At 68.9% G+C, this 10,882-nt stretch carries 13 protein-coding genes and 1 riboswitch; of the genes, 12 read left to right on the forward strand and 1 reads right to left on the reverse strand.

The features are described from left to right. Nucleotides 1-19 precede the first annotated feature (19 nt). Nucleotides 20-215: riboswitch (yybP-ykoY riboswitch) on the forward strand. Nucleotides 216-290: 75 nt separating this feature from the next. The 12 genes from ACO05L_RS02815 to ACO05L_RS02870 all read left to right on the forward strand — a co-directional run bounded on the left by ACO05L_RS02815 (nucleotide 291) and on the right by ACO05L_RS02870 (nucleotide 10,389). Further along, nucleotides 291-872 carry a TMEM165/GDT1 family protein gene (locus tag ACO05L_RS02815; RefSeq protein ID WP_421730659.1) on the forward strand — a complete coding sequence of 194 codons (582 nt, stop codon included), beginning with the start codon at nucleotides 291-293 and terminating at the stop codon, nucleotides 870-872. Next, nucleotides 869-1,657 carry an ABC transporter ATP-binding protein gene (locus ACO05L_RS02820; RefSeq protein WP_421730660.1) on the forward strand — a complete coding sequence of 263 codons (789 nt, stop codon included), beginning with the start codon at nucleotides 869-871 and terminating at the stop codon, nucleotides 1,655-1,657. The genes ACO05L_RS02815 and ACO05L_RS02820 overlap by 4 nt, the downstream gene beginning before the upstream one ends. A 75-nt stretch (nucleotides 1,658-1,732) precedes the next feature. Continuing rightward, the gene (locus ACO05L_RS02825) at nucleotides 1,733-2,668 is read left to right on the forward strand and encodes a class I SAM-dependent methyltransferase (RefSeq protein ID WP_421730661.1); all 936 of its coding nucleotides are present in this window, start codon (nucleotides 1,733-1,735) and stop codon (nucleotides 2,666-2,668) included. Between the two features lie 22 nt (nucleotides 2,669-2,690). Then, on the forward strand, nucleotides 2,691-3,428 hold the full coding sequence (locus tag ACO05L_RS02830; RefSeq protein ID WP_421730662.1) for a pseudouridine synthase: 738 nt from the start codon (nucleotides 2,691-2,693) through the stop codon (nucleotides 3,426-3,428). Between the two features lie 54 nt (nucleotides 3,429-3,482). Then, nucleotides 3,483-3,731 carry a type II toxin-antitoxin system Phd/YefM family antitoxin gene (locus ACO05L_RS02835; RefSeq protein WP_421730663.1) on the forward strand — a complete coding sequence of 83 codons (249 nt, stop codon included), beginning with the start codon at nucleotides 3,483-3,485 and terminating at the stop codon, nucleotides 3,729-3,731. Next, nucleotides 3,728-4,141 carry a type II toxin-antitoxin system VapC family toxin gene (locus ACO05L_RS02840; RefSeq protein WP_421730664.1) on the forward strand — a complete coding sequence of 138 codons (414 nt, stop codon included), beginning with the start codon at nucleotides 3,728-3,730 and terminating at the stop codon, nucleotides 4,139-4,141. The genes ACO05L_RS02835 and ACO05L_RS02840 overlap by 4 nt, the downstream gene beginning before the upstream one ends. After that, nucleotides 4,138-4,773: a phosphoribosylanthranilate isomerase gene (locus ACO05L_RS02845; protein ID WP_421730665.1), complete on the forward strand. Its 636-nt coding sequence runs from the start codon at nucleotides 4,138-4,140 to the stop codon at nucleotides 4,771-4,773. The genes ACO05L_RS02840 and ACO05L_RS02845 overlap by 4 nt, the downstream gene beginning before the upstream one ends. Nucleotides 4,774-4,845: 72 nt before the next feature. After that, entirely contained in the window at nucleotides 4,846-6,030 is a 1,185-nt protein-coding gene (gene trpB / locus ACO05L_RS02850) for a tryptophan synthase subunit beta (protein WP_421731618.1), read from the forward strand. Then, nucleotides 6,027-6,869: a tryptophan synthase subunit alpha gene (trpA, locus tag ACO05L_RS02855; RefSeq protein ID WP_421730666.1), complete on the forward strand. Its 843-nt coding sequence runs from the start codon at nucleotides 6,027-6,029 to the stop codon at nucleotides 6,867-6,869. Before trpB ends, trpA begins: the two co-directional genes overlap by 4 nt. A 9-nt stretch (nucleotides 6,870-6,878) precedes the next feature. Further along, nucleotides 6,879-7,781 (forward strand): acetyl-CoA carboxylase, carboxyltransferase subunit beta, encoded by a 903-nt coding sequence (accD, locus tag ACO05L_RS02860; RefSeq protein WP_421730667.1) that lies wholly within the window; start codon nucleotides 6,879-6,881, stop codon nucleotides 7,779-7,781. Between the two features lie 156 nt (nucleotides 7,782-7,937). Beyond that, nucleotides 7,938-9,116 carry an aminotransferase gene (locus ACO05L_RS02865; protein WP_421730668.1) on the forward strand — a complete coding sequence of 393 codons (1,179 nt, stop codon included), beginning with the start codon at nucleotides 7,938-7,940 and terminating at the stop codon, nucleotides 9,114-9,116. After that, complete coding sequence (locus ACO05L_RS02870; protein WP_421730669.1) at nucleotides 9,109-10,389, forward strand: bifunctional folylpolyglutamate synthase/dihydrofolate synthase; 1,281 nt, start codon at nucleotides 9,109-9,111, stop codon at nucleotides 10,387-10,389. Before ACO05L_RS02865 ends, ACO05L_RS02870 begins: the two co-directional genes overlap by 8 nt. Nucleotides 10,390-10,531: 142 nt before the next feature. Here ACO05L_RS02870 and trxA read toward each other — a convergent pair whose 3' ends face one another. Beyond that, nucleotides 10,532-10,870 carry a thioredoxin gene (gene trxA, locus ACO05L_RS02875; RefSeq protein ID WP_421730670.1) on the reverse strand — a complete coding sequence of 113 codons (339 nt, stop codon included), beginning with the start codon at nucleotides 10,868-10,870 and terminating at the stop codon, nucleotides 10,532-10,534. Nucleotides 10,871-10,882 lie beyond the last annotated feature (12 nt).

The raw sequence follows: 10,882 nt of genomic DNA on the forward strand, positions 1-10,882 counted from the left end.
CCTGGCGCCCACCCGGCGACCTAGGAGGGGGCCATCATCGGGGAGTAGCCGCCTGCACGTCTCAGCAGGGCCCGCGTCAACACACTTCCTCTCCCGGAGAGGATGGCGCGGACGGAACCCTTGGACCCTATGGAGAGCCTTGCGGCCCTCCAACAGCGAGACGCAGCGCGTCGAGCGATAGGGCCAAAGGGAACTTGGCAAGACCGCTGGTTTTCGCAGGGGACCTTTCGCGGGGCCTCGGCTGCGAACGCCTTTGGTCTGCCCGCCGACGCCCCGCGCACGGATGTCCGATGTCCCATCTCTGGGAAGCCTTCCTGATCTCGACCGGCCTGGTCGCCATCGCCGAGATCGGCGACAAGACCATGCTTCTGGCCATAGCGCTGGCCGCTACCTGGCGACGCCCGGCGCCCATCATCCTGGGCATATTGGCGGCGACAGTCGCCAACCACGCCTTCGCCGCCCTGGCCGGGACCTTGGCGGCCCAGTATCTGGACGGGCCATGGATGAAGTGGGTGGTCGGTTTCGCCTTTTTGGCCTTCGCCGTCTGGGCCCTGATCCCCGACACCCTGGACGACGACGCCGCGCCTCAGATGGAGGTGAAGTCCTGGGCCGCCATCTTCTGGACCACCACGGCGGCCTTCTTCCTGGTGGAGATGGGCGACAAGACCCAGATCGCCACGGCCGGCCTGGCCATCCGCTTCGAGAACCTGCCGCTGGTCGTGGCGGGCTCGACCCTGGGCATGATGCTGGTCAACGGCCCCGCCGTCCTGCTGGGCGAGGCGACAGCCACCCGTCTGCCGCTGAAATACATCCGCATGGCCGCCGCCGCCGGTTTCGCCCTGACCGGCCTGTGGATACTGATCGCTGGATGAGCGAGCCCTTGCTGGATATCGATGACGTCAGCGTTCTGCGCGGCGATGCGGTCCTGCTGGACCATGTCGGGCTGACGGTCGCGCAGGGCCAGCATACCGCCATCCTGGGCCGCAACGGCTCGGGCAAGTCTAGCCTGGTGAAGCTGATCTCGCGCGAAATCTATCCCACCGGCGGCGGTGCGGGGGTTCGCATCTTCGGCCAGGATCGCTGGGACGTGTTCGAACTGCGCAAGATGCTCGGCATCGTCTCGCCCGCCGTCCATGCCGAGATGACGCGCGAGGATCGGCTGGAGGTCACAGACGCGGTGATCTCGGGCTTCTTCGCCGCGCGGGGCCTGTGGCGGCATCATCGGGTCACCGAGGCCATGCTGGCTGCGGGCCGTGACGCCCTGGAACGGATGGACGCCGGCCATCTGGCGGGGCGGACCATGGCGACCCTGTCGACGGGCGAGGCGCGCCGCGTCCTGATCGCCCGGGCGCTGGTTCACCGGCCGCGCGCCCTGTTGCTGGACGAGGCCTGCGCCGGGCTGGATCCGGCGACCCGCCGCCAGTTCCTGCAGACGTTGCGGGGGCTGGCCCAGTCGGGCACGACCCTGATCCTGGTCACGCATCACGTCGAGGAGATCCTTCCCGAGATCGCTCAAGTGGTCATGCTGCGCGACGGGGCGGTCCTGCGACAGGGCGACAAGGCGGACCTGCTGACCGGACCCGGGCTCACCGACCTGTTCGGCATGGCGATCTCGCTCGGCTGCCAGGACGGCTGGTTCTCGGCGCGGCTGAACTAGGCGGGCTTCTGGCCGGCTCCTGGCCCGATCCGCCCGCGCTTCGCCTTTGGCCGCGAACCGGCTATAGGCGCCGCGATGACCACGCTTCTTTATGGCCGCCCCCCGCTGGTGTTCGATCCGCCCTCGACCGAGAACGGCGCCGCCACCCAAACCTCGCCCCTGATCCCCGGCTCGACGCCGCTGGAATCCTTCGCGCCCGGATCGGTGGACAGCATCATGATCTATGCCCCGCCCGGCGTGCTGGAGCGGCGCTATGCCCTGGCCGTCGCGCTGAAGGCGCTGAAGGTCGGCGGACGGCTGGACGTCATGGCCCCCAAGGACAAGGGCGGCTCGCGCCTGAAGAAGGGGCTGACGGCGTTCGGCGTCGAGATCGGCGAGACGGCCAAGGCGCATCACCGCCGCTGCGTGGTGATCCGGCCCGAGACCGTGCCGGAATCCGAAAAGGCCATCGACGAGGCGATCGCCGCCGGCGCTGCGCGTCTGGTCGAGGGGCTGGAGGCCTGGTCACAGCCCGGCGTCTTCGCCTGGGACCGGATCGACGCCGGGTCCGCCCTGCTGGCCCAGGCCCTGCCGCCGCTCAAGGGGCGGGGCGCCGATCTGGGTTGCGGCTATGGCGCTCTGTCCACGGTGGTGCTGCGCTCTTCGGCCGTCACCGCCCTGCGTCTGGTCGATCTGGACCGGCGCGCGGTCGAGGCGGCTGAACGCAATATCGAGGATCAGCGCGCCCATTTCGACTGGGCCGATGTCCGCACCCTGGACCCGGCGACCGACAGTTGGGGCGACCTCGACTTCGTCGTCATGAACCCGCCCTTCCACGACGGCGGCGCCGAGGACCGGCGGCTGGGCCAGGCCTTCATCAAGAAGGCCGCCGAGATGCTGAAGAAGGGCGGGACCCTGTGGCTCGTGGCCAACCGCCACCTGCCCTATGAGTCCGAGCTGAACGAGGCCTTCAAACGGGTCACCCCCGGCGTCGACGGCGGCGGCTACAAGCTGTTCCAGGCCGTGAAGTGAGGACGCAGACGGTGGCAGTCGCTTGACCAAGATCCCGACATCGCGGGTCGACAAGCTGCTGGGCTCGATGGGCTATGGCTCGCGCACCGAGATCGCGCGGCTGGGCAAGGTCGGAGGCATCGTGCTGGACGGCGCCGACCTGACCGATGTGTCGAAACGCATCGCCGTCACGCCGGACCTGTCGTCCCGCATGGAGATCGACGGACAGCCGCTGGACCCCGCGCCCGGCCTGGTCATGCTGCTGAACAAGCCCTTGGGCATGACCTGTTCCAGGAAGGAAGAGGGGGCGCTGGTCTATGACATCCTGCCCGACCGCTGGAAGCGCCGCGACCCGGCCATCTCGACCATAGGGCGGCTGGACAAGCAGACCTCGGGCCTGTTGCTGCTGACCGACGACGGCGACCTGCTGCATCGGGTGATCAGCCCCAAGAAGCATGTGGCCAAGGTCTATCTGGCCAACCTGGCCCGGCCCCTAGTCGGCACGGAAGGCGACCTGTTCGCGCAAGGCGGGCTAGTGCTGGAGGGCGAGGACAAGCCCCTGGCACCCGCCCATCTGGAGGTGCTGTCGCCGACCGAGGCGCGACTGACCGTGACCGAAGGCCGCTATCACATGGTGCGCCGCATGTTCGCCGCCGTCGGCAACCACGTCGAGGCCCTGCACCGCGAACGCCTGGGCGGGCTGACCCTGCCGGACGACCTGGAGCCCGGCCAGTGGCGGCTGCTGGACCAGTCACAGATCGACCGGATCTTCGCGGGCTGATCCCCGCCATGCCTGCAAATGGACAATGGCTATCCAGATAGCTATCTTGGCGCCATGACCCATTATTCCGTCGCCGAGGCCAAGAACAACCTGCCCAAGCTGCTGGATCGAATGCTGGCGGGCGAGGAGGTCGTGATCACGCGGCGTGGCAAGGCCATCGGGCGGTTGACGCCGGAAAAGCCGCCGGTGGTGGGACTGCCGATGGACATGGACTGGCTTGACGCCAACCAGATCACGCCGGAGGCCGGGCCGATCGACACCGCCGCCGGGGTTGCGGAGATGCGCCGCGGATATCGCTATTGAGCACCTACGTCGACACGAGCATCGTCGTGTCCTTCTTCATCCGCGACGACCATGCCGCGAAGGCGCGCGCCTGGGCGGCGACGGGCGCACGGATGGTCGTGAGCGACTGGACGGCGACGGAATTCACGTCGGCCCTGTCCCATCAGGTTCGAGCCGGCAACCTCACCGACGCAGAGAGAACGCGCGCCGAACTGGCCTTCGATCGGTGGAAGTCCCGCGCCGTTGTGCTGGAGGTGGGGCGAAGTCGGTTCGAGGAGGCCAGATTGCTGATGCGGACCCATCGCCGCCTGCGTGCGCCCGACGCCCTGCACCTGGCCATCGCGATCTCGGCCGGACTTGATCTCGCGACCGCCGACCACGACATGCGCGACGCAGCCGTGGCCGAAGGCATTGGAGTTGTGGACCTGTGACCGGCGTAAAAATCTGCGGCCTGACGACGGCCTCGACGCTGGATGCGGCTCTGGATGGCGGCGCAGCCTTCGTCGGCGCGGTGATGTTCGCCCGGAGCCCGCGAAACATCGCTCCGACCGACGCCGCCACCCTGTTCGAGCGCGCGCGGGGGCGGGCCGGGATCGTGGCGGTGGTGGTCGATCCCGACGACGCCCTGCTGATCGAGATCGCGGGGACGCTCAAGCCCGATCTGATCCAGCTGCACGGCCATGAGACGCCCCAGCGGGCGCAGCAGGTGCGGGCCCTGACCGGGGCCGGGATCATCAAGGCCCTGCCGATCCGCAACCGAGAGGATTTCGCCCCCGCCGCCGCCTGGGATGCGGTCGCCGATCACCTGTTGTTCGACGCCAGGCCGGTGGAGGGCTCGGTCCTGCCCGGCGGGGTCGGGGCGCGGTTCGACTGGTCGCTGGCGGCGGGCCGCAGTTTCCGGCGACCCTGGTTCCTGGCCGGGGGACTGAACCCCGGCAATGCGGTCGAGGCCGCGACGGTTTCCGGTGCGCCCCTGCTGGACGTGTCCTCTGGCGTCGAAACCGCGCCCGGTGTTAAGGACACGGCCCTGATCGCGGCCTTCCTGAAGGCCGTCCAGTTTTAGGCCCCTTCCACCCGGGCTTCCCATACGACCAAAGGCTGCGCCGTGAACGCCATACTGCCCAATACATACGCCATGCCCGACGAGCGGGGGCGGTTCGGTCCCTATGGCGGGCTGTTCGTGGCCGAGACCCTGATGCCGCTCGTGCTGCAACTGGGCGAGGCCTACAAGGCGGCCAAGGCGGACCCCAGCTTCCAGGCCGAGCTTGACGATTTCCTGACCCACTACGTCGGTCGGCCCAGCCCCCTGTATCACGCCGAGCGTCTGACCCAGCATCACGGCGGGGCCGACATCTGGTTCAAGCGCGACGAGCTGAACCACACCGGCGCGCACAAGATCAACAACTGCATGGGCCAGATCCTGCTGGCCATGCGGATGGGCAAGAAGCGGATCATCGCCGAGACGGGCGCCGGCCAGCACGGCGTGGCGACGGCGACCGTCTGCGCCCGCTTCGGCCTGCAGTGCGTCGTCTATATGGGCGCGACCGATGTCGAGCGTCAGTCGCCCAACGTCTTCCGCATGAAGCTGCTGGGCGCCGAGGTGGTGCCGGTCACCAGTGGTCGCGGCACGCTCAAGGACGCGATGAACGAGGCGATGCGCGACTGGGTCACCAATGTCGCCGACACCTACTACCTGATCGGCACGGCGGCGGGTCCGCACCCCTATCCGGAGATGGTGCGCGATTTCCAGTCGGTGATCGGCAAGGAGACCCGCATCCAGATGCTGGCCCGCAAGGAAAAGCTGCCTGACGCCCTGGTCGCGGCCATCGGCGGCGGATCCAACGCCATCGGCCTGTTCCACCCCTTCATCGAGGACGCGGGCGTGCGCCTGATCGGCGTCGAGGCGGCCGGACGCGGGCTGGACGGCCCCGATCATGCGGCCTCGATCCAGGGCGGACGGCCGGGCGTGCTGCACGGCAACCGCACCTATCTGCTTCAGGACGACGACGGCCAGATTCTGGAAGGCCATTCGATCTCGGCAGGCCTCGACTATCCGGGCATTGGGCCGGAGCACGCCTGGCTGAAGGACATCGGCCGGGCCGAATACCGCGCCGCCACCGACGCCGAGGCGCTGGAGGCCTTCCAGCTGTGCTCGAAGCTGGAGGGGATCATCCCCGCCCTGGAGCCCAGCCACGCCCTGGCCCGCGTCGGCGAGATCGCCCACGAGGTCGGCAAGGGCGGCGACGTGGTGCTGAACATGTGCGGCCGCGGCGACAAGGACATCTTCGCGGTGGCCAAGCATCTGGGAGTTGAACTGTGACCACCGCCCGTATCGACGCCCGTTTCGCCGCGCTGAAGGCCGAGGGCCGGGCCGGGTTCGTGTCCTATATCATGGCCGGAGACCCGACGCCGGGTGAGGCGGCAGAGATCCTGCGCGGCCTGCCCGCCGCCGGGGCCGACTTCATCGAACTGGGCATCCCGTTCAGCGATCCCATGGCCGAGGGGCCGCCGATCCAGCGCGCGGCCCTGCGTGCCCTGAAGGCGGGCCTGACCCTGCGTGGCACCCTGGCCATGGCGGCCGAGTTCCGTAAGGGCGACGCGGACACGCCGCTGATCCTGATGGGCTATCTCAACCCCATCGAATCCTATGGCTACGAAGCCTTTGCACGCGATGCGGCGGCGTCGGGCGTCGACGGCCTGATCGTCGTGGATTGCCCGCCCGAAGAGGCCGATCCCCTGACCGACGCCCTGGACGCCGAACAGGTGTCCCTGATCCGGCTGGCCACCCCGACCTCGGACGATGCGCGGCTGGAGATCATCTCTCGGCGGACCTCGGGCTTTGTCTATTACGTCTCCGTCGCCGGCGTGACCGGGGTCAAGGAGGCCCAGGCCGTGTCCGTCGCCCCCGCCGTCGAACGGGTCCGCAAGGCCTCGGGCCTGCCGGTCGCCGTCGGCTTTGGCGTCAAGACGGCCGAGCGCGCCGCCGAGATCGCCCGCGTCGCCGACGCCGTGGTCGTCGGATCGGTGCTGGTCGAGGAGGTCGCCGCCGCGCTTGAGGCGAACGAACCGGCGCCGACGCGCGTCCTGGCCAAGGTCAAGGCCCTGGGCGATGCGGTGCGAAGTGCGCGGCTGGGCGCGCGCCTGACAGAAACCGTGTAAGACAGGCTGATGGTCGACAACAACACCCCCAAGCCCGCCCCCGAGAAGCGCGGCGGCTGGCTCAGCCGTTTCGCCCCCGGCGTCCGCAAGATCGTCAGCCGGCGCAGCGACACGCCCGACAACCTGTGGGTCAAGGATCCCGATTCTGGCGAGATGCTGTACCGCTCGGATCTTGAGACCGCCCTGTGGGTCACGCCCTCCGGCCGCCACATGCGGATCAACGCCGAACAGCGCCTGCGCTACACCTTCGACGGCGGTCGCTACGAAGCCATCGCCACGCCCGACGTGCCCGAGGATCCGCTGAAGTTCTCGGACGGCAAGTCCTACAAGGACCGGTTGTCAGCGGCGCGCAAGGCGGCGGGCCGCAAGGACACGATGATGATCGGGCTCGGCGACGTCGATAACACCCCTGCCGTCGTCATCGTCCAGGACTTCAGCTTCATGGGCGGGTCGCTGGGCACCGCGGCGGGCGAGGCCTTCATCACCGCCGCCCGCGCCGCCGTCGAGCGCGACGTCCCCCTGGTCTGCTTCACCGCCGCCGGCGGCGCCCGGATGCAGGAGGGGGCTCTGTCTCTGATGCAGATGGCGCGCTCGACCCTGGCTGTTCAGGAACTGAAGGCGGCGCGTCTGCCCTATGTCGTCGTCCTGACCGATCCGACCACGGGCGGGGTCACGGCCAGCTATGCGATGCTGGGCGACGTCCACCTGGCCGAGCCGGGCGCCCTGATCGGCTTTGCCGGCGCGCGCGTGATCGAGAGCACCATCCGCGAGAAACTGCCGCCGGGCTTCCAGCGCGCCGAATATCTTCAGGAAAAGGGCATGGTCGACAAGGTGGTCGCACGCTCGGACCTGCCCGAGACCCTAGGCAAGCTGCTGTCGATGCTGATGGGCGGACGGCGCAAGGCGGCGTAAACTCCTTATCCGCTCATCCCCGCGAAGGCGGGGACCCAGTTCTTTCGTGTGGCGCGATGTCTGGGATCGGCGAGCGGGTGCGGTCGGCAAGGCCTATCGCCCAAACCACTGGGTCCCGGCTTTCGCCGGGATGAGCGGGGATTGTAAAACATCATCATGCGCCGCCTGAATCCCCTGTTCGAAGACATGCCCACCTCGATCTTCGAGGAGATGTCCCTGCTGGCCTCGGCGACGGGCGCCATCAACCTGGGGCAGGGCTTTCCCGAGCATCAGGGGCCGCCCGAGATCCTGCAACTGGCGGCGGACGCCCTGCTGCACGGGCGCAACCAGTATCCGCCGTCGCGCGGCCTGCCTGTGCTGCGTGAAGCGGTCGCTTGGCACTATAACCGGCATCAGGGCCTGTCCCTGACGCCCGAACAGGTGGTCGTCACCTCGGGCGCGACCGAGGCCCTCACCGCCGCCCTGCTGGCCGTGATCCAGCCGGGCGACGAGGTCATCATCCTCGAGCCCGCCTATGACGCCTATCGCCCCCTGATCGAGCGGGCGGGTGGGGTCGCCCGCGTTGTGACCCTGACGGCCCCCGACTGGCGAATGATCGAGGCCGATCTTCTGGCCGCCATCACGCCCGGTACGCGGGCGGTGGTGTTCAACAATCCGATGAACCCGACGGCGCGGGCCTTCGAAGCCGACGAACTGGCCATGCTGGCGAAGACCTGCGTCGCCCACGACCTGATCGCCATCTGCGACGAGGTCTGGGAGCACATCCAGTTCGACGGGCGCCGACATCTGCCCCTGATCGCCCAGCCCGGCATGGCCGAGCGCACGATCAAGATCGGCTCGGCGGGCAAGATCTTCTCGGTCACCGGGTGGAAGGTCGGCTTCGTCTGCGCCACGCCTGCCCTGATCGAGCCCATCGCCAAGGCGCACCAGTTCATCACCTTCACCACCCCGCCCAACCTGCAGGCGGCGGTGGCCACGGCCCTAGACTGGGACGATGCCTGGTTCGAGGCGATGCGGGCGGATTACCAGCGGTCGCGCGACCGGCTGGCCTCGGGACTGACGGCGGCGGGCTATGTCGCCCTGCCCAGCCAGGCCAGCTATTTCCTCAGCATCGACCTGGCCGCCTCGGGCCTGGCGCCGGACGATGTGGCCTTCTGTCGGCGGCTGGTCACGGACCACGGCGTGGTGGCCATTCCGCTGTCGGCCTTCTGCGAAGCGCGGCCAGGCGGCTTTGTCAGGCTGTGCTTCGCCAAGTCCGACGCCACCCTGGATCAGGCCGTCGCGCGCCTGGGCCTGGCGAGAGAGGCGATGCTGCGTGCCGAGACCCATGGTTGATCCCGTCTCCGCCCGACTGCTGGCGCGCCACCCTCAGAAGATCGACCTGTCGCTGGACCGGATGCGGACCCTGTGCGCCGTCCTGGGCAATCCGCAGGATCGCCTGCCGCCCGTCGTCCATGTCGCCGGCACCAACGGCAAGGGTTCGACCATCGCCTTCCTGCGCGCCATGGCCGAGGCTGCGGGCCTGCGCGTCCATGTCTATACCTCGCCCCATCTAGTGCGGTTCAACGAGCGCATCCGGCTGGCCGGCCAGTTGATCGAGGACGACCGCCTCAGCGCCATCCTCGACCGGATTGAGGCGATCAAGGGCGTCGAGGCCACGGTGTTCGAAAGCACCACCGCCGCCGCCTTCGTCGCCATGGCCGACGTGCCCGCCGACCTGGCCATCATCGAGGTGGGCCTGGGCGGGTCGCTGGACGCCACCAATGTCATCGACCGGCCGTTGCTGAGCCTGATCACCCCTATCGATCTGGACCACGCCGAGTTCCTGGGCACCGAGATCGCCGGGATCGCGGGCGAGAAGGCGGGCATACTCAAGGCCGGAGCGCGCGGCGTCATCGCGCGCCAGTCCGAAGAGGCCATGGCGGTGATCGAGGCCTCGGCCGCGCGCGCCACCTCGCCCCTGACCGTCATGGGCGTGGATTTCGACGCCTGGGCCGAGCATGGCGGCATGGCGTTCCAGGATCAGGAACAGTTCTTCGACCTGCCGTCGCCCGGCCTGTTCGGACCGCATCAGATCGACAACGCCGGCCTGGCGGTCGCTGCGGCGCTGGAGCTGGACCTGCCGGTCGAGGCCATCGCCAAAGGGGTCGGCGCCGCGCGTTGGCCCGCGCGGATGCAGCGTCTGACCGCCGGTCCCTATGGCGCGGCGGCGCGGTCGGCGGACGCCGAACTGTGGCTGGACGGGGGGCATAATCCCCATGCCGCCAGGGCGCTGGCCGAGACCCTGGCGCGGCGTCAGGCGGCGGCGCCTCGGCCTCTGGCACTGATCGTGGGGATGCTGGCCAACAAGGATTCAGGCGGCTTCTTCGAGGCGCTGAAGGACTCCCACGCCCATGTCTTCACCGTCGCCTTCGAGGGCGCGGCGGCGGACCCGGAGGCGCTTGCCGCCGTGGCCCGAGGTCATGGTCTGGGAGCTCAGGCGGCCGAGAGCGTCGAGGCGGCGCTGGAGCGTGCGCTTCGGCTAGGCGCCGGTCGCATCGTCATCTGCGGCTCGCTCTATATGGCCGGCGAGGTGCTGGGGGCCAGCGAAGAGACCTGGCCGGTTTAGCAGCGTCCGGCCATTCCTCCCCCGTCGGGGGAGGTGGCGCGGCGCGTCTGCGCGTCGTGACGGAGGGGGGCGACCGCAGACAGGGTGGTTGGGGCTGGCCCCCTCCACCGCTTCGCGGTCCCCCTCCCCCGATGGGGGAGGATTAGGCCTTGGCGGCGCCGATGCCGCTTTCGGCCAGCCATTCGACGATCTTGCCCTTGGGCATGGCGCCGACCTTCAGCGAGGACAGCTGGCCGTCGCGGAACAGCATCAGGGTGGGGATGCCCTTCACGCCCAGCTTGGACGGGGTCATGGGGCTGTCGTCGATATTGATCTTGGCGATGGTCACCTGACCGGCCAGCTCGTCGGCGATCTGTTCCAGCGCCGGGCCGATCTGCTTGCACGGGCCGCACCATTCAGCCCAGAAATCGACCAGCACGGGGGTCGAGGCCTTCAGGACGTCGGCGTCGAAGCTCTCGTCGGTCACTTTTACAGTCGCCATGGATGGCTCTCT

Source organism: Brevundimonas sp. (assembly GCF_965227765.1).
GTDB lineage: Bacteria > Pseudomonadota > Alphaproteobacteria > Caulobacterales > Caulobacteraceae > Brevundimonas.

Bases quoted from the DNA above. Each gene is read 5' to 3' on its own strand.
- ACO05L_RS02835 (WP_421730663.1), top strand. From the start codon at position 3,483: ATGACCCATTATTCCGTCGCCGAGGCCAAGAACAACCTGCCCAAGCTG.
- trxA (WP_421730670.1), bottom strand. From the start codon at position 10,870: ATGGCGACTGTAAAAGTGACCGACGAGAGCTTCGACGCCGACGTCCTG.
- ACO05L_RS02820 (WP_421730660.1), top strand. From the start codon at position 869: ATGAGCGAGCCCTTGCTGGATATCGATGACGTCAGCGTTCTGCGCGGC.
- ACO05L_RS02865 (WP_421730668.1), top strand. From the start codon at position 7,938: ATGCGCCGCCTGAATCCCCTGTTCGAAGACATGCCCACCTCGATCTTC.
- ACO05L_RS02825 (WP_421730661.1), top strand. From the start codon at position 1,733: ATGACCACGCTTCTTTATGGCCGCCCCCCGCTGGTGTTCGATCCGCCC.
- ACO05L_RS02870 (WP_421730669.1), top strand. From the start codon at position 9,109: ATGGTTGATCCCGTCTCCGCCCGACTGCTGGCGCGCCACCCTCAGAAG.
- trpB (WP_421731618.1), top strand. From the start codon at position 4,846: ATGCCCGACGAGCGGGGGCGGTTCGGTCCCTATGGCGGGCTGTTCGTG.
- ACO05L_RS02815 (WP_421730659.1), top strand. From the start codon at position 291: ATGTCCCATCTCTGGGAAGCCTTCCTGATCTCGACCGGCCTGGTCGCC.
- accD (WP_421730667.1), top strand. From the start codon at position 6,879: ATGGTCGACAACAACACCCCCAAGCCCGCCCCCGAGAAGCGCGGCGGC.